This window comes from Streptomyces sp. NPDC055287 (assembly GCF_053646035.1).
In genome coordinates this window covers 1-21,738 of the sequence record NZ_JBSHNE010000063.1, presented here as the reverse complement: position 1 = coordinate 21,738, position 21,738 = coordinate 1, and the positions used below count along the sequence as shown (strand labels likewise).

Below are 21,738 nucleotides of genomic sequence, written 5' to 3'. Positions count from 1 at the left end.
ACAAGTCTCGTCCGGAATGCTCATACCACACCAACGAGCTTCAGGACGGGAAGCAACACCTTGATTCCCTGCAAGCCCTAAGGGCTGTCCCGTAACCGCTGGTCACGGTGAGATCACGTTTTGGCCTGAGGCCGCGCAGCCGTACGACGACCGGTGCTTGTCCTGGCAGTACGACACCGCAACGGTACTGATCTGGACGACGGCCGACCTCCTCAAGAACGTCCGCTTCGCCTGCTCCCCGGACGCACTCACACCGTGTGGACTGAGGGGCGTGAGTCATGCGTCCCAGCCACCCCCATAGTGGGTGTCTAAACGGAAGAGCCAACCCAGCAGCCGGTTGGGCGCTACCTCCAAGCCCGGTCCTTCACGGCCGGGTCACTGACTGCCTCGCGTTCCGCCGTCCCAGACCCGAACGCACCCGTCCCGACACGCCTGGTCGTCACCAACCCCGCATCGCCGGGTTGGTGACGACCACAGCCGTCAGGCCGACGCCGCTCCCGGCCCGTGCTTACCAGGGCCTGGCCGGAAGCGACCTTTCACCCCGAGAAGGAGCTGCGCCAGTGTCCGACATCGCGATGCCCCGGCCATAATCACCTGCGTCCAATCGAGTTCGCCATCACCCAGGCATCGGCCGACAGCGCCGCGGCCTCGCCCCGGGCGGGCGCCGCGCGGTGCTCGCTGAGCAGCAACCCTTCCCCCGGCCGGGAGCGCCGTTTGCCGGGGCGCAGGTGGCGGTATGGCATGGGCCAGCGCGGCATTCTGGTGAACTTCCTGCTAACTGCCCCTTGCGCCTTCGGTAACAAGTGGTGACATCATGTTACGAGCAGTGATGGCTGCTGGTCGGAGCATGCTTCTCGCTCCGTCCGGCCCTGAAGGCGGGGGTGGTTCGTATAGGCAACACGACGCGTGCGATGGAATGGCTGGCCGACGCGGCTTTGGATCCGGTCGCCTGCGCCAGGCAGTGGCGGCGTCACCTGCCAGACGTCGCCCTGCTTCCGGCCGGCCGCCGGTGGGACGTCGTGATCACACCCGAGCTCCTGGGCTTCGCCCTCCTGCGCGGCATAAGCGCCTGCCGACTACAGCCCGGCCCGGTCCTGTTCGACACCTGCGCCAGGCTCACCGGATTCTTCGTGCCCCCCGGCGCCACCACCCGCTGGTTAGCCTCCGGAATCCGCTGCGCCGGCAAAGGCGCCTGGATCGCCACGCCATGGCCGCGGCCTACACACGGACGCCTGCGATGGCTCGTCCTGCCGGATGGCACCGGCGCCCTCAATGACCTGACCACCCTCGAACACCTCTTGCACGACACAACGACCCACGAGCCGGCCCAACCTGGAGCCGGGGAGAGCGGGCGGGGACAGTAAGCCTCGTTCCGTCAGCATCCTGCGAAATCCGCCCCCCGAACGGGGTGCGGTCAGACGGACTTCACTCACGCCGGCAGGGGAACCCAGCAGCCCATGATCGAGCCCTACACACTGTCCACCGACGCCCGCGAATTCCACTGCCTTCCAGCAACCACCCAAGCCCAACGGTGCACCCTATGCGGCGAACTCCGCTACCACGAAACCGAATTCGGCTCCGACCAATGGCCAGACCACGCCATCTACTGCCCAGACGCCACCCCCGCCCCACCACGGACAGAGATGCCCCGTGAATGCCCCCGGGGCGGTCCGCAGGTCCGCCCTCGTCTCGATCCTGTGACAGTGCCCCGGTGTCACCATTCCCTCGACGCTGCGCGCACGTTGTCAGACAATGACGCAAAATGACGATGCGGACCCCGTCGAGCCCCTAAACAACTGGCCCCGACATGTCCACCCCCCTGAGACGTCGGTGGCCGAAGCGGCCGGGCTGACGCGTGCACTGCGATTCCTACGACTCCTCCTGCTCACCCTGGCCATCCTCGCCGCCGTTCTGAGCTTCGCCACAGCACTGGCCAACCTCGCCCTGCCCTGACAACAGGCCCACCACTCCAGTCAGCCCCATAGCCGAAACCGGTGACACATCCGCCCCGCCAAGCCCCCGCCGCCCCCATGAGGCATGCGGCGGGGACAGGCGGTCGTGCAGAGACTCGCCCACTAGGTGTATCGATCACAAGCGTTGTTGACACTCGCAGGTCTTGATCATGGCGAAGACCTCCGGTGTGGTGGAGCTGTCTAGGACTGCGCCACACCGGAGGTCTTCGTGTCCCACCGTAATGCTCGGCTGACCTCTGGGGGAGGTGGCATGTGCTGTTCACTGGTCGGCGCTTGCGGACCTTGTACCGGGGCCCCGCCTTCGGACGCGTGTCGCTACTTTCGGTTCCGGGCGGCCAGCGATCGGCCGGCACCGAGTCCGACCGCTAGGGCCAAAGCGGTTTCGACACTGGTGAACCACCAGATCAAAGCGACGGCCAGAGTCAAGGCGCCGAGCTCGAAGAGTTCCCCCTGCCCTCTTTCTGAAGCAGGGGCAACCCGCTCCCGACGTCCCTTGTCCATCCGCGACAACTGAGCTGCGGCACACACGGCGCACAGCGCTACAGGGAAGAAGGAGTTGACACCCTCGTGCGTGATCGCACGAGCAGAGATTGGGGCAGTCCCGTCGCAAGCACCTCGGGTAACCCCAGGGTGCGCGATGGTGCACGGACACTTGCAGTCACCGACCGACGTATCCGGCCACACCTCAACCCGTGACGGCGCCCATCGTGTCTGCCGCTCGCCGCCTGGGCCGACGTAGCCATCGAGGTCGCGCATCCCGCCCCTTCCGCAGCCTGAGCGGGACTGTAGTCCTCGGGGAAGCTGCCCTCCACCATGCAGGAGCCTTGCCGACCATACGACGGAGCGCTCTCGCCCCTCCTTGCGGCTGCTGGGCGACTGCCTGGCTCGAGGCGGCGCTGATCCAGACCGCGATTGGCACTTCGACCTGGCCAGTCGACGACACACGTCACGTCCACCGCATGCCGATCTGGGACAGCTGCTCCACCCGTTCGGGCATCAGCGTCGCTGCCCTGCTCCGCTGATTCCCGATCCAAGCCCCCAGCTTGAGCTCCCGCACCTCCTGGTCCTCGCCACTACCGCCGTTCCCGTCGCCGTCGTCGCCGCCGACGATCCGCTCGATGTGCTTCCTCGGCACCCGGAGGTGTCCCTCGCGTTCGTAGTGCTGACTCTCACTTCAGCGCCTGAGCGGCTTCTCATCGTGGTGCCTGCGGAAACGGGTCCTGAGCGGCCCTTCCTCGGCAGGTGGACGAGACGATGACGGACGCCTCGTGCGAATGCCCAGCACAGCGAAGCGAGAGTCAGCACCCCGCTGCCTCCTGAACCAGGGCGACACGCGGGGGCCCCGTCGATCACGCCGTCGTGGCCAACGTCATTCAGTAGACGCCACAAGAGGCTCCCTGCCCGATTTCGGGCAGGGAATGGGTAGTTGATGCCTTCGGTACTACAGTCTCAGCATGATCACTGCCTCCGCACTGGGGTCCTTTGCGCTGATCGTGGGGCTCCTCACCCTCACACCCGGCCTCGATACCGCCCTCATACTGCGCACCGCTGCCCTGGGTCGCCGCACGCGCGCCTGGGGCGTCGTCCTCGGCATCCAGACCGGCACCCTCGTATGGGGTGTGCTCAGCTCGCTCGGCATCACTGCCGTACTGACCGCCTCCCACCTCGCTTACGAGATACTCCGCTGGGCGGGGGCCGCGTATTTGGTGTGGATGGGAAGCCGAATCCTGGTGTCGACCCTGCGCCGGCGGCCTGGGGCGGATCTCGCTCAGGCCGACGCTGCGGACGAGCCGGATGCCGACGACAGCTTCGGGAGCGGCTGGCGCCAGGGCGCTCTGACGAACCTGCTCAACCCCAAGGTGGGTGCCTTCTACATGGCTGTCTTGCCGCAGTTCATTCCGGCCGGTGCCGCGCACCTGACGACCGGCACTCTGCTGGCCTGCGTGCACATCCTGCTTGGCTCGCTCTGGTCGGGCGTACTGATCGCATTCGCCCGGGCGCTCCGCGGCAGCCTTCGGCGCCCCTCAGCACGCCGGATCCTCGACCGGATCAGCGGCACGGTCATCGCTGGCTTTGGCGTCCACCTCGCCCTCGGCGACTGATCATCATCGCTCCACGCCGAACGCGGCCACGCCGCGGTCAAGATCGGTCCGCGAGCACCGGCTTGTCAGCCCTTTCTGCCAGCATGTTGTCGTGACAACCGCATCTCCCGATCAGCGCCCTGACGAGTCCACCCTGGAGTTCCTACGCTCCGCAGTCGAGCCGGAGTGGCGCGAGCCGGCACTGGGACGCGAAGCCGTCTCGTCGTGGGAATCCGAGAACGGAGTGGTTCTTCCGGAGCCGTACCGGAGCCTGGTCGCCGAGATCGCCAACGGGTCATCCCTCGGGCCACCGGAAGACGGCGGCCTCCTGCCTCTCGGCTGGCTCCCACCGGACTGGCCCGACCAGGGAAATCGGAATCCCGCCGCCCTGTTTCCGCTCCAGGAGACTTGGGCCTGGGAAGGCCAGCCCCTTGCCGACGACCATCACGAGCGCGTCGCCGACGTCTACAACCACGGCTCCATCGTTCTCGGCACCGACGATGGACTCTCCTACTGGGTCCTCGTCGTGACCGGTCCCCAACGAGGCAAGGTCTGGCTCCTCGCCGACGTCGGCGCGTACCCGTATCCCATGCCGGAAGCACTCGGCTTCCTGGAGTGGGTGCAGCGCTGGCACGCTGGCGACGGCTGGTGGGACTGACCACAACCCGCACAGAGCCCGATTCACTACGAGGGCAGCGGGCTCGAGCGTCGCCGGGCCGTCCTTGAGGACCTGTTCACTTGGGCAAGCTCACCGCCAGGCAGGCTTGCCCGGCCGCGCTGATACGCAAGCGGGCCCGGCCTCCGACAGACCGGAGGCCGGCGGGCTCGAGTGGGTGCGGCTAGGACCGGCAGGGCCGCTCCATCCCGATCGCTTCGGCGACGTCCTCGGGCGTCTAGGGCCTGTTTGATGGGTCGGTGACGGCCCGCATCGCGGATCGTTCTCGGCTGTGTGGAGCGGGGTGACTTATCCGATGCAGAGTGGGCTCGACTGGAATCGCACCTGCCAAGGAACATCGGGCGGGGTGGGCGGTGGAAGTGTCACCGCAAATTGATCAAAGGGATCTGTTCATGCTGCGCACGGGTATTCCGTGGCGGGATCTGCCAACCCGGTTCGGCAAGTGGCAGACGGCGTATGACCGCCATCGCAGATGGTCAGCGGACGGCACCTGGGAGAGGATCTTGCGGGCCCTTCAGGCCAGCGCCGACGCCGAGGGACGGATCGACTGGTCCATGGTCGGTGTGGACTCAACTATCTGCCGTGCTCACCAGCATGCGGCTGGCGCCCGGAAACGTGAGCCGCTGGTCCCGGGCAAGCGAACCCGCCCCCGGGTGGCACCGCCCGGATGAAGCCCTGGGACGCTCCCGGGGCGGCCTGACGACGAAGATCCACCTGGTCAGTGAGCTTCTTCGATGTGGCCACCGATCGGGTGACGGTCCGTGAAGCGAAACGAGCGAGGCCCCCGGGCTGTTGATCGAGATGTCTGACGTCTCAATTACGTTGCTCGGGGGCCCCGTTGGTCGTCCATCCTGCCGCAATCGACCTGCCGCACGCACTCGTGGAGTGGGTCACCATGCTGATCGTCACCCGTGAGGGCGACCGGCGCTGCAAGCTCCGTCCGTCCCAGCGCGCGATGGTGGCACTGGTGTACCTGCGCGAGCACACCACTCTGGCGAAGATCGCCGCGGGGTTCGGAATCAGCGAGTCCACCGCCCATGCCTACATCAGCGCGGTCGTCGACCTGCTCGCCGCGCGTGCGCCGGGTCTGCTGAGGACGCTGCGCGAGCATGATCCCGACTTCGTCCTGCTCGACGGAACCCTCGCCGAGTGCGACCGGGTCGGCGACGGCCGGGCCGACTACTCCCACAAGCACCGGCGCCACGGCGTGAACGTGCAGGTCGTCACCGATCCCGGCGGCCGGCTGCTGTGGCTCTCGCCCGCCCTGCCGGGCCGCACTCACGACCTGACCGCCGCCCGCACCCACCGGATCATCCGCATCTGCGAGCGCCAGGGCGTTCCCATCGTGGCCGATCTCGCCTACCAGGGCGCCGGTCCGTGGCTGACCACGGGCATCAAACGCAGGCCCCTGCAGGAAGTGACCCCCACTGAGAAGACCCGCAACCGTGCCCTGGCCGCCACACGGGCACCCGTCGAACGCGGCATCGCCCGCCTGAAGTCCTGGCGGATCTTCCGCAGGTCCCGATGCAGTCCCAACCGCATGACGTCAATCGCCAAGGCCGTCCTCACACTGGAGCTGCAACGCTGAAGAAGCTCAGTGATGAATTCGGAGGCCGGTCGGAGGCAGCGGACAGGCCGCCGGCCGCCGGAGGGATTTCCGGCGGCCGGCGGCCCGTTGAAGGGCTGGGGAACGGTGTCCTCGGCGCGGGTCCCTGTCACTCGCAGGGATAGCTGGTGATGCGGACGGTGTACGCCGAGGAGACCCAGCGGTTGGTGCCCACCTTGCGGAAGCCGTTGGTGGTGGACGCCGACGCGAGGATCGTGGAGCCGTTGGCGTAGGACCCGACGACCGAGTAGCCGGTGCCGGGACCGCTGCGGATCAGCAGACCGCCGCTGGCGTTGACCCTGTAGTAGCACTGGGTGGCGAGCACACCGGCCGGCGCGAGCTCCACGGCCGCGCCCGTCGTGCGGGCGGGTGCGGCGGCCTGGGCCGTGAGACCGCCGCCGAGGAGCGCGGCGGCGGACAGGGCCGCCACGGCCGCCGTGCGGGCGGCGGAGCGACGCGGTGACATGGTGCGGCGTGCTGCTGTGACGGTCATGGAATCGATTCCCCTTGCGTCGTCGGTTCTGGGTGCGGAACACGTACGTAGGAGCAGGCCCGGGCCGGCCGAGCGGTGTCACCGCTCAAAGACACCGGAGCCGCGCACGACGTTAGCGCCATCGGGGGGATCAGCCGCCTGACACACGAGAACTCCCCAACCGGAACGGGGGAAGTGGCCCGTTCCGGTTGGGGAGTCCGTAAGACGCTGAATCAACGTAATTGAGACGTCAGACATCTCGATCAACAGCCCGGGGGCCTCGCTCGTTTCGCTTCACGGACCGTCACCCGATCGGTGGCCACATCGAAGAAGCTCAGTGAAGGCGGCCGACGCCCACTTGCCCTGCTGGTCACCCCGGGGCAGTGGGGTGACGGCCCGCAGATGATCTCCGTTCTGGGGCAGTTGCGCGTGCTGAGACCTGTCGGCGGACACCCGCGTACCCGCCCCGACTGCCTGAGCGCCGACAAGGCGTATTCGTCGCGCCACAACCGACGTTACCTGCGACGACGCCAGATCCGGCACATCATTCCCGAGCGTCGCGACCAGCGGACCCACCGCCGCAACCGCGGCAGCGCAGGCGGCAGGCCGGCTGGCTTCGACCGCGAGTTGTACGCGCGCAGGAACGAAGTCGAGAGGTGCGTCAACGCACTCAAGAACTTCAGGGCCGTAGCAACGAGGTACGACAAAAGAGCGTACGTATTTCAAGGCACTGTCACCGTCGCAGCGGTGCGTCTCTGGCTGCGAACCTGACCAATCGAACAGTTCCTAGGGCTGGGGCTGCCCGTCCTGAACGGTGCGATAGGAGTGCCCGAGAGGCAGGGGTGGGTCAGCGCCGGGTCGTCGGGGGTAGCTGGATCGTCGCGCATGCCGGGCCACGCTCTGTGAGGGACTCGCAGTCCTGGGATCCGCCGGCGGCCACGGCGCCGATTTCGATGCCCCACGCTTCCGCCGGCACGGTAATCGGTGAACTGACCCGCTGTTCCACCACGCCCTTGTCATCGGGCCTGAGGTAGCCGCTGTAGAAGTCGACGTCGAAGGGATCCATTTCTTGGTTCACGGCGTCTGCGTAGACCTCGATGGCCGCCCATGTGTCAACGCCGTCGGCGCGCACGGTGAAGGTCAGTGTCAGATCCGACCGGTGACCCTTCAACTCGACGTCGGTGATGGTGGGGCGTCCATTCCCCCCGGCTGCCTTCGACGCGCCGACGACCGCCACGCTCAACGACACCATGTAAAAGATCACCCCGAGAATGAGCACGACGGTCTCCCACAGAATCCCCCGGGGCGTCGGGCGGATCAGCAGTGCCGCGATGCTGCACACAATGGCGAGGATGGCGCAGAGCGAGGCCACGTAAATTGGCCACGATTCGTTGTTGAGTGCGACGAAGACAATGTCGCTCGTTAGCCCGAGCGTTGTCATGATGCCTGCAACAGCGACCAGGGCACCGGCGAGGATCTTGGCGACATCGTCCAGCCGCTTCCCGACCCTGGCCTGGTCCTCCTCGGGCCTCGGAGCGGTCTGGTGTCTATCGCCCGGAATCTTCATCCCACTCATGGTGGTCGAGGGGCGGCGTGTCAGACCCCCTCCGCGCCGGGGATTGGGCCGAAGGGGCGAAGGACCGCGGACAGGCCCCACGCCCAATGTCCCTTGGCAGGTCCGATTCCAGTCGAGTCCACTCCTCATCGGATAAGTCACCCCGCCCCACACGGCCGAGAACGATTCGCGATGCGGGCCGTCACCGACCCATCAGACACGCTCTAGTTGCTGCGGTCGTGCAGGGTGTACCCGCCGTCGACGATCTTCGCGTCGGCGGCGGGTGCCATGCACTTGGTGAGCAGCGGCTCGCCCTTCTTGGTGGCCCCGGAGAGCCCGATGCGGGCCTCGCCCTTCTCCGGGACGAGGAAGCTCACGCCCATGCGGGTGTGCGGGTGTGCGGGTCCAGCCTGGTGAGCCAGGGGTGGTCAGGGCTGGTGTGGACCAGGCGGCCGGTGACGGTGGCGGTGGGGCCGCCGGTGGTGAGGCAGTCGACCTTGAATTCGCCCCAGTAGAGCTTGCCGTCCTGGGCGTGCGAGATGCGGAAGGTGCCCCGGGAGTGCTGCGGGATGCTGCCCACGGTGTACGTGGAGCGGGCGTTGACGGACACCCGGACCTCCTGGTTCGCGACGGGTAGTCCATGCGCGCGTCGCCCTTGAGCGAGGAGACGGTGACCGTCTCCGGCGCGGGCGGCGAGGACGGGGCGGGCGCCGCGATGGCGACGGGCGCGGTGACGGCGGCCGCGAGGGCGAGGAGGGCGGTGGCGCGCAGGGTCCTGTTCAACATGCGGGGCTCCGATCGTGGGGCGTTGGGATGCCCCTTGATCGTCGTCAACGCCCGTGCCCCCGGGCATCGTTCGCAGGCAGGGTCCGCCCCCGCCGCACGGTGGAGACGGAGGTCCACCGCGGCAACTACTGAGCTTGAAGGCGTGATGTCGCATGGGGCTGACGAGGAGCGCCGTTCGGTCTGACCACTGCGCACGACGACGTCGGCACCCGTCCCTGGGCTGGCGGCGGGCGCCGACGTCGTGTCGGCGTCGGTGGTTCAGGGCGCTGGCGGCGGCAGGGTGTCGGGGCAGGGAAGGCCGCCGGGGATGCTGCAGGGAGGTCCCAGCGGGACGGGCGGCGTTGGGGGGGTGTCTTCGATCTCGAGCCGAACCTCGGACACAGGCGAGGGAGCGGTAGCACGTCCGGCGAGGAACGCTGCTGCAGCTATTACCGTGGCGGCGAGCAGGACGCCTGTGGCGCGTATGCCGCGCTTGTGCAGGGTGAAGATCTCGAGTGGCGCGGGCCGGGAGGCACTGGCGCGTCCGACGAGGAACGTTTCGACGAGCAGGGCGAACAGCACGGCAGCGATAGCTGCGGCGGTGATGAGCGTGGTGAGCACGGGGGTCCTCGAGGTGGGGACGGGTGCGGCCCGCGCCGGGAGAATTGGCGCGGGCCGCGAGGGTTCGATGCACTTGAACAGCTAGGCATCGTACTGGTGTTCAGGCTTCCCAGGGGAGGCGCCATCCGTTGGCCCCCTGCTGCAGCTGGTGTCGGCGCCGGTGCGCGCGGGGGCAGGGATACTCACACTGTGCGCACCCCTGGCGGGAACCAGGAAGCGGCCCCGGTACGGCGATCCTCAAAGGCCAGGTCTCGTTCCGCGGCACCGTCGCAGACGACGCTCGGGAACAGAACGAGCGCAACGTCCTGCTGCGCCACCCGCTGGCCGTACGCCGGTGGAAGGCAGCCCTGACCGAGCTGACCGAGCTGACCGAGCTGACCACCAGTCCGGCCAAGGCCTCATCCAACACCGCGCTGGGCCCCCTGAACGTCGACCTCAGCCAGCTGCCCCACGACGACGCCATGCAGATCATCAACGCCCGACGGTTCTACTGCGCCGTCCACCAACGCCACCTCGAATGCGACCGCGTCGTGCGCCACCTCATGCAGACCGTCGCCACCCGCAAAGACCACGCACCCCAAACCCACGCACGCCGCGAAGCGATCGAGCACGCCGACCGACTACTGGCCGCGCAACACCCCCGCGCCTACGCCCACATACGCAACGCCCTGCACCCCTACGAAGCCAGTCCCGGCCAGTTGGACCCCGCTCTGCTGCCGGCAAACGCACGCGGAGCCCTCAAGAGCCGGCTGATCAAAGAAGCCCAGGCACTCCTCCCCGAGAAGGAACCGAGCCAGACCGCCTGAGTACCACTCCAGCCTCCAAGCCCTGACTCTCCAACGTCAGCCTCGCCTCTGCCGCCGCGGCCCGACCTGCCAGGAAGTCGGACGGACGGCCCCATCGCCCCTTAAGGCCCCCACGCCGCCGGACCGAAACGTGCGGAATCAGGAACAGTGGGCGCCGCCTGGAAGCTGGCGGCGCCCGTTGACGGACCGCCGGGGGCTGGGCCGCAGGGTGCCCGGCCGGGCGGCGTTCCCCCAGCACGGGGCACCGCCCAGAGCGGGCGCCGCCGTCTTCACCCCAGCGGGTCGGCCGACTGCTACATCACCTTGGCGAAGAGGTACCTCGTATCACCCATCTCGTCGCCGGTGTGCTGCCGACCGATGAGGACCTGGTTCTCCGGGGCCTGGACGTTGCTGTCGAACTCCTTCACCGGCGCGGTCCATTCGGCGGCAATGAGGGCCATCGGATTGCCCCACAAGTCGAGGAGTTCCGCCACGTGGTAGGTCGTGGTGCCGTTCTCGTCACCACTGTGGGAGCGGCCCACGATGACGCGGCCCTGCGTTGCCGTGTATGCGGTTCCGCCGGACTCCTCGATCTCATCGCTCCGGACGACCTTGCCGACCTTGCAGTTCTGACCGTTCTGCTGCACGGTCCCGTAGTAGTAGATGGTCTTCCCTTCTTCATCACCCTCGTGGGAGCGACCAACGAGGACCGTGTTGGCGGGGGCGATGAAGTCGTGGTCCGACTCCTTTACGGGCTCGCTGGCTTTGATGTCCACAACCTTGATCTGTGTCATGGGGGTTCCTCCCGCTGTAGGTGACGGCGCCCGGAGCCTGGCCCCGTCCGATCTCGACGTTCACCCTAAGTGACCAAGATCCTCCACAGGGTGACATTTAGCCTTCTGTCCCACGGTCGTAGCGAGCGAACCCACGCCAGGCTCAACGCCATAGAGGCAGAATCGCCACCGGTTCCCAGGGAAAGTCCTCCGGGATTTGGCGAACTCGTCGGTTTCGGGTAGTCGGCGACAGCATGGTCGACGCGGCCATCCTTCAAGGCGACATCGTCACCGTGAGGCACCAAGGCACGGCGGAAAACGGCGACATCGTGGCCGCTATGCTCAACGGCGAAGCCACCGTCAAGCGGCTTCGCCGCGATGGAGCCAACGTGTGGCTAGTGCCGGAGAACGACCTCTGCTCACCGATCTGGGCGAACGAGGCAGACGTACTCGGCAAGGTCGTAGCGGTCATGCGCAGCCTGTAACCGACCCAAGTCCACGGCCCTCGACCTCACCAACCAAGGCGCGCCACATCTGTGCGACTGCGCCAGGGACAGGGCGCCCGGGCGAACACGTCGAAGCCGACACCCGCGGATGCGTCGGGTGCGGTGCGCCCACTGGTGGGACGTCAACAAGTGTCCATGGACGTCGGAAGGCTGCGGTAAGCCGCGCCGGGATGCGGCCGTTGCCCTGCTGTGGTGTGCGGCCCTGCGCAACGTGCGAATGAAAGCGCAGGGCCGCAGCCGCCAGTCCTGTCAAGAAAGCGGCCTTCCGCCAGACCGTACGACGACTGGCAGTCCACAGCACGCTGAGCCAGCTGAACGGGCGCGTCGGCCTTTCGGCTGCGGCGCTCGAGGCTCGAACTGACAAGTGGGAACCCTACTACCGGCTCTCCGGCATCCAGCCAGCGCTCCATGCCCCGAGCCGCGTAGTTGTCGCGGTGCCGGATCAGCCGCTCGGCCAACGCCCGATACAGCTCTCGCGGCTGTCGCGGGCACGTGGATCAGTTGCCGCGCGGCGGGCTGTGCCGGGCGGCCCGCACACTTTCCTCAAGCGCGGCCATCAGATTCACCACCGGCGCGCTCTCGGCCGGCTCGGTCAGCTCCTTGCCCCCGGCCTTGGCCGTGACCAGCTGCTCGAGGGCTTGGCTGTACTCGTCACGAATCTCCCGTTCCTCGATGCCGGTCAGCTCTCTGATCAGTACCTCGGCCAGTTGTAGCTCTCGGTCCGTGACGGGTGTTGGCGGTGCGAGGTCGCCGGGCTCCCGCAGCTCGTCGCGCCAGAGCAAGGTCTGGAGAACGAGGACCCCGTTGCGTGGTCGCAGCACCGCCAGACGCTCGCGACTGCGGATGGCGATCTTGCCGACACCTACGTAGCCAGTGCGGGCGAGCGCCTCGACGAGCAGAGCATACGGCCGGTCCGCACCAGGGCCATCGGGTCCGGCGTAGTACGGCTTGCCGTAACTGATCGGGTCGATGTCCTGCCCAGGAACAAAACCCATGATCTCGAAAGTGCGCTTGGTCGGCAGCGGAAGGCGCGCCAGGTCGTCCTCGGTGAGCGGGATCATCCGCCCCCCGGGCATCGAGAAGCCGCGCCCGACTTCTTCGAACGGGATTTCGCGGCCCTCCGCCGCACAAAAACGCCGGTGTTCGACCCTGCTGCCGTCCGCGGTGTGGATCTCGTGCAGCCGGACAGGATGCTCTTCGGTCGCGGCGTACAGCCGGATGGGCAGCGCGACGAGCCCGAACTGGACAAGGCCAGACCACGTTGCCTTCTGCATGTCCTCAGCGTCATGCGCCGCTGGTCGGGGCGCAATCTCCGACACCCGCCGCTTCGACGTCTCCGTAGCCGCCCGGGAGGGGCCTCGCCAACGCAACGCCCCCCATTGCGTACCCCTTGACGGTGATCCACTCACGAACGCATCGTGACGGCTACGCACGAACCCACCCCGAATGGGGCCCCACCGTGTCACTCACCTGGCGCTACCACCTACGCCCCGACGGCTCGTTCTCCCGCTCGGCGAACATCGACGGAGCCCTCGACTCGGTCACCGACGAACAGTTCGCACGCATGGACCTCGGCCGCGAGGGCGAAGAGCAGCCCAAGCGGCCTTGCTCCCGCTGTTTGGGGGACCTTCTGCTGCACTGGCACGGCCCGCTGATCACCGGCGAGTGGATGGAGCTGTGTCCGGCCTGCGACGCCGACCGGCCCGCCGCACGTGCCTTCATCCGCTGGTACCTCGCCCCGCAGAGGACGGCGGAGAAACTGCCGCAGCTCTTCGAAGACTGGGAAACAGAAACGATGCAGGCCAAAGGATGGGTCCGCATTCCGTAGACCCGGCGCTACCAGTTCTCGCCTCCTGACCTGACCCCCGCAGCGCGTGACACTCTGCGGGTGTGAACGCGCGCACAGGGCTGGTGGTTGGGTGGCACGTGGTGGGGCCCCGGGCCGGGCGCGGTTGTCGGGGCCCCTGGAGCGCGCACAATCCGAATCCGTGCATGTGCTCGCCTCGCCGGGATCAACGGCGCCGATGACCTTCGGTCACGTACCCGGTGGAGTGAAGAGGGAGGGTGACAGGCGCGGGATAGAGCCCGAATGGTCTGAGTTCGGCCCGGCAGCCCCCGATCACCAGATCGAGAACGCGCCCGAGCGCCGCGTTTCTGCTCGGCGCCTGCCCGGTGTCAGTGGCGGCTGGGATGCTGCCCGGATGGACGAGCAGATCATGCGCGGCCGGGTCTACGGAGCCGACCACGACGACCCCGATCCTGGCCCCGCAGCCCGGGCACACCTACGCCGAACTGGTGGGTGGTCCGCTGGACGGCCTGTTCCTGGACGTCACCGGCTGGACGCCCGAGGAACTGCGTGAGGGCGCGGCGCTCCCCACCGAGATCGGCCGCCACGGGCCCGGCGGCCGGGCCCTGTACGGCCCCAGGCCCGCCGACGGACCACGGTGGGACTGGCAAGGCGACATCCCCTGACCCCTCCCGCAGCCCACGCGCCGTCGCAGCCGACGGGGCAGTCTGGTGACCATGGGCGCTGCGCCGATTGTTGTGCACCCGCCGTCCGCGTCGGGCGGCCGACGGGTGACGGTGCACCGCCATGGCCGGGACGAGCCCCTGGGCCTGGCCCACTCCGACCACGACCTGGTCGTCTTCCTCGAAGGTGCTGGGCTGCTGGATGCGGAGACGTTGCTCGACGATCCGCACTGGGTCGAGTGGCACGGCGGCCACGCCCACCAGTGGACAGCCTGACCACACAGTAAAGAGAGCCGGGCTGCCCCCGGGACAGCCCGGCACCAGGCCCTCGCAGAACAGCACAACGAGTGCGCCGCATCGTGCGCACCACACCACACCGCACCGGCAGGGAGGGCAATCGCACCCGGTGTACTCCGCGGGCGCAGAGAGTGCGCTGGATCGTTCCCATCGTCGGCACCGCTCTCACCGGCTAAAAAACGCTGTCAGAGGGCCGCGCGGCGTTTGACCACGCGGTCGAGGGTGTACGCGATGGGCCAGGACACGACGACGGCCCAGGCGATGGAGAACACGACCCGGACGACGAAGTCGGAAGCATCCTGGAAAATACTGATGTTGTTCTGGATCGGCCCGGTCAGGGTGAAGGCGAGGGCGAGCCCGACGACGAACAGGCCCGCGTTGACACCGACCTTCACGGCTTCGGCGGGCTTTATCTCATCGCCGGTGGTGTCCGGGGCGTTCCGGTTCTGGGTCACGGGCTCTCCGCGCTGCTGGACGATGTGGATGCGGTACATGGGGCGCTACCGGTGTGGACGCCTCCCACCGCACATGCGTTGCTACCACCGTTGAACAAGCCGCCCTTGTCGAGGCCAGACGGGGTCGCTATGCCTACGCGCCCAGGAACTTGTGGCTGCCCGGCTGCCTCGGTCAGTGTCGCGCGGACCGGTCATCTGCCCGTGAGCCCAGTAGAGCGGCCTCACGCCGCCGTCCGTGCAGGGCTGCTGGACATAAAGGGGATACGCGGTCATGGTCGGAACCGTGAGCCCCGCACGCAGCCTGAACCTGCGCCCGTACAGCCCGGCTGACGCACTGGCCGTGCTGCGTGTGATCGAAGCGGACCGGCTCCTCGGCCAGCCCCGCATCACCCTCGCCATGCTGAGCGAGGCGCTGGAAGGCCGCTCGCCAGTGGATGGCGGTTGGTGGGCTGAGCTGAACAGGCCGGTGACCCAGGTGGCCGTGAACGGGGCCGGAGCCGTCGTGGGCGTGGTGTCGTGCGCGGTCCGTGCGAAGGACGACACGGGACAGCTCCTGTGGCTCCACTGCCGCGAGGACGAAGCGACCGCCGACGAGTTGATCCGCCACGCCGTCACCGCGCTGGCTGGCCGACGGGTGGAGGCGTTCCAGTTCGCTTCGGCTCTGTCGCTCGGCCTGGAGGCTCTACCGGTCGGCCACCGTCCCGCCACGGTCCGGGCGCTGCAGCGGGCCGGGTTCACCGGACAGAGGCTCTGGCGGTACATGCGCGCTGATCTGCCCGCCCCCACGCTGCCGCGGCTGCCGCACGTGCACATGGGCCCCGACCCCGGGGGCAGGAGCGGGCGGCGACTGGAGGCGCGCCAGGACGGCAGCGTCGTCGCTGAGGCGGTGATCGGGCCTTTCCAGGGGGTGGGTGTGTTGTGGTGGATCGAGGTGGCCGCCGATGCGCGGGGACGCGGTCTCGGCCGGGCGATGCTGGGCTCCGCTCTCGACGCGTTGACCGGCCTCGGCGCCACGGAAGTGATCCTGTGGCTGGGACGCGTGGTCGGGCGCCTGGCGCCGCTGAAGCTCTGGACGGCCGGCGCATTCCGGCAGGCTCTGGAGGATGCCCGGCAGGCCGAGGAGCCCACCGGAGCCTGACCTATCCGGGCGCGGCCAGTAGTTCGTCCGTCACCGAGGCGGGAGTTAAGTAGGCACCAAGGCCAGCCGCAGTAGGCGCTGATCCAGCCCCACGTCACACATCCGCCAAGTCATGCCGACCAACTGTGGGGTTGTGACGGCTCTTCCGTGATGTCTTCGAATGGAGAAGGACCCGTCTTTTGAGATTGGATGGCCGGATGGAACATATCGAGGCTGGGCTGGTGCCCGACATGGCTGACTCACGGACCGCCGGACTCGCTCGCCCGGTACGGGGAGTGAAGGTGCATTCCCGTCAGACGCTTGGCGCCTGCTGGCCGACGTACGGCAGGGCGGAGTTGGACTTCGAGCCGGTACCCGATGGGACGGTGTCGTCGTGCGAGTTTGCCTGTGAGGTGCTGCCGGAACCGGATGCTGAGCTTGAAGAGGCGCTCGTCCAGGGTGTAATGCGGGAGCTGGCCGGTGAAGACAGCAACAGCACCGAAGAACGACGGGGCAACTCAGTGGGCGCCCATGTCGTTGTGCGAGCCCTGTCGTGGCACCCTGCAGATTCCTGCGAAGGCGTATTCGTCCGGCTTGGTGCCCTTGCAGTGCGGGAAGCCCTCCAGTGTGTGGCAGAGGACCGTGAGCCGCGAGAGATCGTGACACGGGTCAGCTTGCTCTGATGGCCGTACTCACCTGTACCCACGGTACGAAACCTATGACTGACAGCACTTGTGCACGGGTTCCGGCGGCAGTTGGTGATCAGCCCACGCCGGATTGTTGACGAGAAGGGACGGCACTGCCAGCTGCTCCCCGGCCCGCGTCAACTATTCGCTGTGGCGGGATGGGGCCGTCCGTTTGGTTCATGCATGGCAGACGAGAGTGAGCGGGCCGTTCAGGCGGCGATGGCGGCGGAGATGCAGCATCTCGACCTGACGTGCGTGCTTCTCCCGTCCTCGTCTCGGAGCTTCTGGACCCGGAGTTCATTGAGATCGGAGCGTCTGGCAGGTGCTGGGACGCGACGTCGATTCTCACCGTGACGAGTGCCGGTTCAGTGGACCCGGAGTCTCCGGTCAAGGTCAGAGAGATGTCCGGGGCCGTACTCGCTCCGGGCCGTGGCCTACATGGACGTGACGGGCGAGAGCATCGACGCCCCGTACGGGGCACTGATCGACCTCTGCCGGGACATCGACGCCGGCCGCACGGACGCGTACGACGCGGCCGACCGCATCCGCTCCTGGCGCCTTTGACAGGCGGAAGAACCTGAGGCGACGGCAGACCTAGCCGCCTCGCGCGCGGCTACAACCGCCCCCGGGCCCGTCGCCGGTCTGCCCGATCCGCCGCCGCACCCTGGCTGCGGGGCGCCAGTATCGACGTCGGTGCGATCGCCCGGCCTCGGGGGTTTGCCGTGTGGCTTGCCCCGGCGTGGGGGAGTACTCGGAGAACCGCTACGCGGAGTCGGCGCCATCGGTCGGCGGCAGGGTGCCGAACGCCTTGATCCGGCGCTCGTGGCGCGCGGCTGCTGTGTCCCGCATTTCCGGGGGCAGAAGTGCCTGCCACTCCAGGGAATCCTCCTCGTCGGCACGGGCCAGCTCTTCGCGCCGAGCCTGGTGCGCGCGCTCCTCGCGCAATCGGGCGCAGAACAGTTCAGGGGGTGCTTCGGCCGGGTCCTCGACGCGCTCGCGGGCGAACAGCAGCTTCACGGTGACCGGCTCAGAGGCGTGGCAGACAGCCAGGAAGGCCCCAAGCAACGCCAGGCTGGCGGGGCGCTGCCCGAACAGCACCGCGCCCAGGGTGGACCTCGGCAACTTCCCGGCTGCCTCCGGCGCATTCTCGACCTTGCGCAGGGACAGCCCGGACTCTTTCCTGATCCGCTGCATGGCCCGGGCGAGGCCCGCCCGTGTGGTGATGTGACCGGGGACGTACCGGTGGCCCTCCACCGTGGCCAGTGCGAGGCGGACCGCGGCCGGTCGCTGCTCCGCCTCCTCAAGGTCGGCACCCCCCCCAGGGCGAAGGCACGCACGGCGTAAACCCCGGGTACACGTCCGTCGACGGTCCGCTGCAACGTACGAACGGTGACCGTCATCCCCCTGTCGGTGGCGATCCTCGCCAGCGCCTTGAAGGGGGACCGGCCCTTGGCCGCGAGCAACCACCGGACCAGAGCGTCGAGTTCAGTGCATTCCTCCACGCGACGGGCGGGAGGACTGGTACGGCTCACCTGCGGACCCTGCCGTGAGCACAGCAACTGTGACGCCAGGCGGCGGGCAGACTCACCAGCGCACTTGCCGCAGCAGTGAACACCCCGCCCAGCAAAGCCGGTACGGCGGGGTGGGCGATGTTGAGCACTGTGACGGCCATGATGGCGACGATGATGACCACCGCCTCGGCCGCCGAGAGGCGACCAGGAACAGAACACCTCGAACACTCGACGTCGCGGGCGGGGGCAACAGCGGCGCCGGCTGCGTGATGGGACGGAACGAGACAGGACACGGAGAACCTCCAGAGGGACTGAGCGGAAAACAGGGCACGAGCACGGCCGCGCACTGTTGCTTCACCCAGGCGGACGGGGGCGCCTGCCCGCTACCGATTCCCAATGGGGTTGTCAAACGGGGATGGTGACGCACTGTGAGCGTGTCAGTCAAGTGGGATGGGGCCGGGTGGCGCGGTGATCTCGAAGGTGCGGCCGTCGCGTATGAGGGCCCACAGGACGTTCAGACGACGGCGCGCGAGCGCGATGATGGCCTGCTTGTGGTTCTTCCCCTCGGCTTTCCTGCGTTCGTAGAACGCCTTCGAGGTGGGGCAGCATCGGGCGGCGACCATCGCGGACATGTAGAAGACTCTCAGCAGGCGTCGGCAGTAGCGTCGTGGGCGGCGCATGCTGCCGCTGGTTCGTCCCGAGTCCTTCGGGACGGGGGCCAGGCCTGCGACGCCGGCGAGCCGGTCGGAGGTGCCGTAAACGCCCATGTCGCCGCCGGTGTGGGCGATGAACTCGGCGCCGAGGACGGGGCCGATGCCGGGCATGCTCAGGATGACCTCGGCGTGGGGGTGGTCGCGAAACCGGCTCTCGATCAGGGCGTCTGTCTCAGCGATCTCCTCATCGAGGGCCATCACCTGCCTCGCGAGCTTGGCCACCACGGCGGCGGCCAGCTTCTCCCCGGGAACGGCGGTGTGCTGGGCCTCGGCGGTCTCCACCGCGGTAGCGGCGACGACGTTGCAGTTGCGCGCCTTGCGGTTCTTCAGCCAGACCGCGAGCCGGTTCCTGCCGATCCGTCGCAGGGCACCGGGAGCCTGATAACCGGTCAGCAGCAGTAAAGAGGCCTTGCAGGTGCTGTAGTCGAAGGCCCGTTCCAGGGCGGGGAAGTACTCCAGCAACTGGGACCGCAGGCGGTTGATCGCTCTCGTGCGGTCCGCGGCCAGGTCGAGGCGGCGCGAGGTGAGGATACGCAGGTCGACCGCGATGTCGTCGCCACGGCGCATGGTCTGAAGGTCGCGGCGCATGCGGGCCTGGTCCGCAATGACGAAGGCGTCCTTCGCATCCGTTTTCCCATCGCCCCGGTAGGAGCCGGAAGCGTGGTGGACTGTGCGGCCGGGGATGTAGAGGACCTTCTGCCCGTTGTCGGTTAGAAGGGCGATCATCAGTGCGGCCCCGCCGGCGTTGAGGTCGATCGCCCAGGTCACCGGCTCGCCCTCGCTCAAGGCGAGGACTTCGGCGATCAGCTGGAGCAGTGCGCTCTCGTCATTGGCGACCCGCCGCGACAGTCTCCGCTTCCCGTCGGTGCCGATCACCGTGCAGTGATGCTCTGCTTTGCCCCCGCGTCCGTTCCGGCCCACAGTTCGGGCACGGCCACCTCCGAAGTCGTTCCAGTACTGGTCCCAGCAGACGACCTCGCCAGCGTGTCCTTACCAAGCGATCTTGTCGCGCATCCCAATCGGTGGTCGAGTCGTCGCGGGGCACCGGGCGGCCAATCAGTAGAAGCCACACGTGCGGCATGAGGTTGACAGCCACACCCAGTACCCCAGGGCCTCCCGATCCTACGAGGGACCGGAATCAACCCACCAACAACATAAGGAGGTTGAGTTGATGGTGGCAGCGCTGACCGCCGCGATCCAGTGGCCCGGCGGGGTGTCGAACAACGGACGCCCCTATTGTCGGCCCGCGTTCTCCCAGCTCACGGCCCGCGTGCGACAAATCTGTCCCACGGCCTTCGGGCCCGGGACAGGGGCGAGCAGCTGCAAGGCAGGCGTACGGCGGGGCAGCACGTTCCGCGCGGCAAGACAGCGGCCCGGGCCTCAATCGAGCCGCGACGTCGCGGGCAGCCGACCAGCCTTCAGCTGACCGGCTTTCCCGCCGCGCCTTCGTGCGAGCGGAGGCGGCGCGCCAGTCCCGGCCGCGCCCATCCCTATCCTCTGGGGAAGACCAGGATCAGCTCGTCGTCGGCCTCGGCACGCCGCACCATGGCGATGTCGCTGAGAGTGAGACCGAACAGGCTCCAGCCGTCCCACACCCGCAGCCAGGGGACGTCACGTGGGCCGGTGCTGTGCGCGTTGACCTCGCTGATCTCGACGCACACCCACCGAGGCTCCTCCCAGCTTCCGGCGGGGCCCGCCCACAAGGCGTGCACGCGCATCTTCTCGGTCAGGTAGGCGCGGGCCTGGCGGACAGCGTGGGGAGCGCTGTCGGAGGGGATCCACGAGCCCAGCCGCTCCCAGGCCCTATCAGAATCCACCGCCGCGCGGCCTACCTCCTCGTACAGCGTTGTCGCGGCCTCCAGCCGCGCCTCCTGCCGGATCGCGTCGACCAGCTCGTTGACCGCGGCGGTAGGCCGAAGCCGCCGTCACCGGTTGCTGCTCCGTCGAAGGGAATCTCGCCACGCCCGAAGCCGGGGATCCGGCCGAGGGCGACGGCCAACTGCGCGCTGGGGTCGGTGGCATAGCTGATGCGCGCCTGCGAGGCTTGGCGGGCAGGGCGGTCGTCACCATCTACGGCTCCGTAGAGCCGGCTTGGCTCTTGTGGCATGTCACGCAGGCCGTGACCGAGCAGCATCGGGAACAACACGTGCTCGAGCAGCTCCTGCAGGCCGCACTCGACGTTGACCGCGTCCCCGGTGACGGGGAAGCTGCGGATTTCGGAGAGCCCGTCCGCCGTGGAGTCGACGACGTGACGGGCTTCCATGGCGCATTCCACGCACCCCGACGACCTGGCGCAGGCGCAGTACGACTGGGGCGGTACGTACATCACGCTTGCTGCTGCCCACCCGCGCGGCTCCACGGCGCTGCGGCGCCGCTTGCTGCACCTCTCCAACCGGCTCTTCTGGCATCCCTTGTGGTCCACCCCGGCCGGGCATTCGACCGCCGCCCGGGCCGCCCTGTCCCAGCCGGTACGCGCCCACACGCAAGGGAGGGATGCGCCGTGATGGGTCACCTGACCGTGAGGCAGGAGCAAGTCCTGGCCTGTATCCGGGAGTGGATCTACGAGCATAGAGAGGGGCCGACGGTCCGCGAGATCGGTGACCGGGTCGGCCTGTCCAGCACGTCATCCGGGCAGTACCAGCTCAATCGGCTTGAGCAGCACGGCGTGATCTCGCGC

General features: G+C 68.1%; 25 protein-coding genes and 5 pseudogenes. 16 read left to right on the top strand and 14 right to left on the bottom strand.

All coding sequences use genetic code 11. From position 1 onward, the window contains the following. Positions 1–590: 590 nt before the first annotated feature. On the bottom strand, positions 591–743 hold the full coding sequence (locus tag ACWIHY_RS37545; protein WP_454381078.1) for a hypothetical protein: 153 nt from the start codon (positions 741–743) through the stop codon (positions 591–593). A 1,009-nt stretch (positions 744–1,752) separates the two neighbouring features. Here ACWIHY_RS37545 and ACWIHY_RS37540 point away from each other — a divergent pair. Then, positions 1,753–1,953, top strand: coding sequence for a hypothetical protein (locus ACWIHY_RS37540; protein WP_454381077.1), 201 nt, complete (start codon positions 1,753–1,755; stop codon positions 1,951–1,953). Between the two features lie 966 nt (positions 1,954–2,919). On the opposite strand, the pseudogene ACWIHY_RS37535 reads toward ACWIHY_RS37540, so the two are convergent. Beyond that, positions 2,920–3,123: pseudogene (locus tag ACWIHY_RS37535) on the bottom strand (helicase associated domain-containing protein); the annotation flags it as partial. Positions 3,124–3,427: 304 nt separating this feature from the next. Between ACWIHY_RS37535 and ACWIHY_RS37530 the strand changes: the two are divergent. The 4 genes and pseudogenes from ACWIHY_RS37530 to ACWIHY_RS37515 all read left to right on the top strand — a co-directional run bounded on the left by ACWIHY_RS37530 (position 3,428) and on the right by ACWIHY_RS37515 (position 6,318). Next, entirely contained in the window at positions 3,428–4,075 is a 648-nt protein-coding gene (locus ACWIHY_RS37530) for a LysE family translocator (RefSeq protein ID WP_454381075.1), read from the top strand. 91 nt (positions 4,076–4,166) lie between these two features. Beyond that, entirely contained in the window at positions 4,167–4,712 is a 546-nt protein-coding gene (locus ACWIHY_RS37525) for an SMI1/KNR4 family protein (protein WP_454381073.1), read from the top strand. Between the two features lie 291 nt (positions 4,713–5,003). Then, positions 5,004–5,456: pseudogene (locus ACWIHY_RS37520) on the top strand (IS5 family transposase); the annotation flags it as partial. A gap of 112 nt (positions 5,457–5,568) precedes the next feature. Continuing rightward, the gene (locus ACWIHY_RS37515) at positions 5,569–6,318 is read left to right on the top strand and encodes a transposase (RefSeq protein WP_454381071.1); all 750 of its coding nucleotides are present in this window, start codon (positions 5,569–5,571) and stop codon (positions 6,316–6,318) included. Between the two features lie 127 nt (positions 6,319–6,445). Here ACWIHY_RS37515 and ACWIHY_RS37510 read toward each other — a convergent pair whose 3' ends face one another. Next, a complete protein-coding gene (locus tag ACWIHY_RS37510; protein ID WP_389890905.1) occupies positions 6,446–6,829 on the bottom strand; it encodes an SH3 domain-containing protein in 384 nt (127 codons plus the stop codon). 294 nt (positions 6,830–7,123) lie between these two features. On the opposite strand from ACWIHY_RS37510, the gene ACWIHY_RS37505 reads away from it, so the two are divergent. Next, entirely contained in the window at positions 7,124–7,579 is a 456-nt protein-coding gene (locus tag ACWIHY_RS37505) for an IS5 family transposase (RefSeq protein WP_454381069.1), read from the top strand. Positions 7,580–7,655: 76 nt separating this feature from the next. On the opposite strand, the gene ACWIHY_RS37500 is transcribed toward ACWIHY_RS37505, so the two are convergent. The 4 genes from ACWIHY_RS37500 to ACWIHY_RS37485 all read right to left on the bottom strand — a co-directional run bounded on the left by ACWIHY_RS37500 (position 7,656) and on the right by ACWIHY_RS37485 (position 9,749). Further along, on the bottom strand, positions 7,656–8,375 hold the full coding sequence (locus tag ACWIHY_RS37500; protein WP_454381067.1) for a hypothetical protein: 720 nt from the start codon (positions 8,373–8,375) through the stop codon (positions 7,656–7,658). 212 nt (positions 8,376–8,587) lie between these two features. After that, positions 8,588–8,740 (bottom strand): hypothetical protein, encoded by a 153-nt coding sequence (locus ACWIHY_RS37495; protein ID WP_454381065.1) that lies wholly within the window; start codon positions 8,738–8,740, stop codon positions 8,588–8,590. After that, positions 8,737–8,973, bottom strand: a complete 237-nt coding sequence (locus ACWIHY_RS37490) for a hypothetical protein (protein ID WP_454381063.1) — start codon at positions 8,971–8,973, stop codon at positions 8,737–8,739. The genes ACWIHY_RS37495 and ACWIHY_RS37490 overlap by 4 nt, the downstream gene beginning before the upstream one ends. A gap of 434 nt (positions 8,974–9,407) precedes the next feature. Continuing rightward, the gene (locus ACWIHY_RS37485) at positions 9,408–9,749 is read right to left on the bottom strand and encodes a hypothetical protein (RefSeq protein WP_454381062.1); all 342 of its coding nucleotides are present in this window, start codon (positions 9,747–9,749) and stop codon (positions 9,408–9,410) included. Between the two features lie 128 nt (positions 9,750–9,877). Between ACWIHY_RS37485 and ACWIHY_RS37480 the strand changes: the two genes are divergently transcribed. After that, positions 9,878–10,555 (top strand): hypothetical protein, encoded by a 678-nt coding sequence (locus ACWIHY_RS37480; protein WP_454381060.1) that lies wholly within the window; start codon positions 9,878–9,880, stop codon positions 10,553–10,555. Between the two features lie 293 nt (positions 10,556–10,848). Here the strand turns inward: ACWIHY_RS37480 and ACWIHY_RS37475 are convergent, their stop codons facing one another. Then, positions 10,849–11,328 (bottom strand): hypothetical protein, encoded by a 480-nt coding sequence (locus ACWIHY_RS37475; protein ID WP_454380303.1) that lies wholly within the window; start codon positions 11,326–11,328, stop codon positions 10,849–10,851. A gap of 215 nt (positions 11,329–11,543) precedes the next feature. On the opposite strand from ACWIHY_RS37475, the pseudogene ACWIHY_RS37470 reads away from it, so the two are divergent. Beyond that, positions 11,544–11,792 (top strand): annotated as a pseudogene (locus tag ACWIHY_RS37470) (LexA family protein); the annotation flags it as partial. 518 nt (positions 11,793–12,310) lie between these two features. Here the strand turns inward: ACWIHY_RS37470 and ku are convergent. Next, positions 12,311–13,132, bottom strand: coding sequence for a non-homologous end joining protein Ku (gene ku / locus ACWIHY_RS37465; protein ID WP_454381058.1), 822 nt, complete (start codon positions 13,130–13,132; stop codon positions 12,311–12,313). A gap of 140 nt (positions 13,133–13,272) precedes the next feature. Between ku and ACWIHY_RS37460 the strand changes: the two genes are divergently transcribed. The 3 genes and pseudogenes from ACWIHY_RS37460 to ACWIHY_RS37450 all read left to right on the top strand — a co-directional run bounded on the left by ACWIHY_RS37460 (position 13,273) and on the right by ACWIHY_RS37450 (position 14,558). After that, positions 13,273–13,641 (top strand): DUF6300 family protein, encoded by a 369-nt coding sequence (locus ACWIHY_RS37460; RefSeq protein ID WP_454381056.1) that lies wholly within the window; start codon positions 13,273–13,275, stop codon positions 13,639–13,641. 373 nt (positions 13,642–14,014) lie between these two features. Beyond that, a pseudogene (locus tag ACWIHY_RS37455) lies at positions 14,015–14,285 on the top strand (hypothetical protein). 51 nt (positions 14,286–14,336) lie between these two features. Then, entirely contained in the window at positions 14,337–14,558 is a 222-nt protein-coding gene (locus ACWIHY_RS37450) for a hypothetical protein (RefSeq protein WP_454381054.1), read from the top strand. Positions 14,559–14,764: 206 nt separating this feature from the next. Here ACWIHY_RS37450 and ACWIHY_RS37445 read toward each other — a convergent pair whose 3' ends face one another. After that, a complete protein-coding gene (locus tag ACWIHY_RS37445) occupies positions 14,765–15,073 on the bottom strand; it encodes a hypothetical protein (protein ID WP_454381053.1) in 309 nt (102 codons plus the stop codon). A gap of 244 nt (positions 15,074–15,317) precedes the next feature. On the opposite strand from ACWIHY_RS37445, the gene ACWIHY_RS37440 reads away from it, so the two are divergent. From ACWIHY_RS37440 to ACWIHY_RS37430, 3 genes are all read left to right on the top strand, one after another. Further along, entirely contained in the window at positions 15,318–16,172 is an 855-nt protein-coding gene (locus tag ACWIHY_RS37440) for a GNAT family N-acetyltransferase (protein WP_454381052.1), read from the top strand. Between the two features lie 197 nt (positions 16,173–16,369). Next, a complete protein-coding gene (locus ACWIHY_RS37435) occupies positions 16,370–16,834 on the top strand; it encodes a hypothetical protein (RefSeq protein ID WP_454381049.1) in 465 nt (154 codons plus the stop codon). Positions 16,835–17,266: 432 nt separating this feature from the next. Beyond that, a complete protein-coding gene (locus ACWIHY_RS37430) occupies positions 17,267–17,401 on the top strand; it encodes a hypothetical protein (RefSeq protein ID WP_454381048.1) in 135 nt (44 codons plus the stop codon). Positions 17,402–17,599: 198 nt separating this feature from the next. Here the strand turns inward: ACWIHY_RS37430 and ACWIHY_RS37425 are convergent, their stop codons facing one another. The 4 genes and pseudogenes from ACWIHY_RS37425 to ACWIHY_RS37410 form a co-directional block, all read right to left on the bottom strand. Further along, positions 17,600–18,031, bottom strand: coding sequence for a hypothetical protein (locus tag ACWIHY_RS37425; RefSeq protein WP_454381046.1), 432 nt, complete (start codon positions 18,029–18,031; stop codon positions 17,600–17,602). A gap of 754 nt (positions 18,032–18,785) precedes the next feature. Further along, a pseudogene (locus ACWIHY_RS37420) lies at positions 18,786–19,999 on the bottom strand (IS110 family transposase). Positions 20,000–20,551: 552 nt separating this feature from the next. After that, a complete protein-coding gene (locus ACWIHY_RS37415; RefSeq protein ID WP_454381045.1) occupies positions 20,552–20,878 on the bottom strand; it encodes a hypothetical protein in 327 nt (108 codons plus the stop codon). Between the two features lie 11 nt (positions 20,879–20,889). Next, positions 20,890–21,324 carry a hypothetical protein gene (locus ACWIHY_RS37410; protein ID WP_454381044.1) on the bottom strand — a complete coding sequence of 145 codons (435 nt, stop codon included), beginning with the start codon at positions 21,322–21,324 and terminating at the stop codon, positions 20,890–20,892. On the opposite strand from ACWIHY_RS37410, the gene ACWIHY_RS37405 reads away from it, so the two are divergent. Together ACWIHY_RS37405 and ACWIHY_RS37400 are read left to right on the top strand one after the other, a co-directional pair. Then, on the top strand, positions 21,323–21,565 hold the full coding sequence (locus ACWIHY_RS37405; RefSeq protein ID WP_454381042.1) for a hypothetical protein: 243 nt from the start codon (positions 21,323–21,325) through the stop codon (positions 21,563–21,565). The two genes, ACWIHY_RS37410 and ACWIHY_RS37405, sit on opposite strands and share 2 nt — an antisense overlap. After that, positions 21,565–21,738, top strand: a 174-nt coding sequence (locus ACWIHY_RS37400) for a LexA family protein (RefSeq protein ID WP_454381079.1), incomplete at its 3' end; no start/stop codon positions are given. The genes ACWIHY_RS37405 and ACWIHY_RS37400, both read left to right, overlap by 1 nt.

What these genes read in the sequence shown, in the direction of transcription:
- ACWIHY_RS37545 (WP_454381078.1), bottom strand. Translation starts at nt 743, where the DNA reads ATGCCATACCGCCACCTGCGCCCCGGCAAACGGCGCTCCCGGCCGGGG.
- ACWIHY_RS37540 (WP_454381077.1), top strand. Translation starts at nt 1,753, where the DNA reads ATGACGCAAAATGACGATGCGGACCCCGTCGAGCCCCTAAACAACTGG.
- ACWIHY_RS37530 (WP_454381075.1), top strand. Translation starts at nt 3,428, where the DNA reads ATGATCACTGCCTCCGCACTGGGGTCCTTTGCGCTGATCGTGGGGCTC.
- ACWIHY_RS37510 (WP_389890905.1), bottom strand. Translation starts at nt 6,829, where the DNA reads ATGACCGTCACAGCAGCACGCCGCACCATGTCACCGCGTCGCTCCGCC.
- ACWIHY_RS37500 (WP_454381067.1), bottom strand. Translation starts at nt 8,375, where the DNA reads ATGAAGATTCCGGGCGATAGACACCAGACCGCTCCGAGGCCCGAGGAG.
- ACWIHY_RS37475 (WP_454380303.1), bottom strand. Translation starts at nt 11,328, where the DNA reads ATGACACAGATCAAGGTTGTGGACATCAAAGCCAGCGAGCCCGTAAAG.
- ACWIHY_RS37450 (WP_454381054.1), top strand. Translation starts at nt 14,337, where the DNA reads ATGGGCGCTGCGCCGATTGTTGTGCACCCGCCGTCCGCGTCGGGCGGC.
- ACWIHY_RS37445 (WP_454381053.1), bottom strand. Translation starts at nt 15,073, where the DNA reads ATGTACCGCATCCACATCGTCCAGCAGCGCGGAGAGCCCGTGACCCAG.
- ACWIHY_RS37435 (WP_454381049.1), top strand. Translation starts at nt 16,370, where the DNA reads ATGGAACATATCGAGGCTGGGCTGGTGCCCGACATGGCTGACTCACGG.
- ACWIHY_RS37425 (WP_454381046.1), bottom strand. Translation starts at nt 18,031, where the DNA reads ATGCAGCGGATCAGGAAAGAGTCCGGGCTGTCCCTGCGCAAGGTCGAG.
- ACWIHY_RS37405 (WP_454381042.1), top strand. Translation starts at nt 21,323, where the DNA reads ATGGCGCATTCCACGCACCCCGACGACCTGGCGCAGGCGCAGTACGAC.
- ACWIHY_RS37410 (WP_454381044.1), bottom strand. Translation starts at nt 21,324, where the DNA reads ATGGAAGCCCGTCACGTCGTCGACTCCACGGCGGACGGGCTCTCCGAA.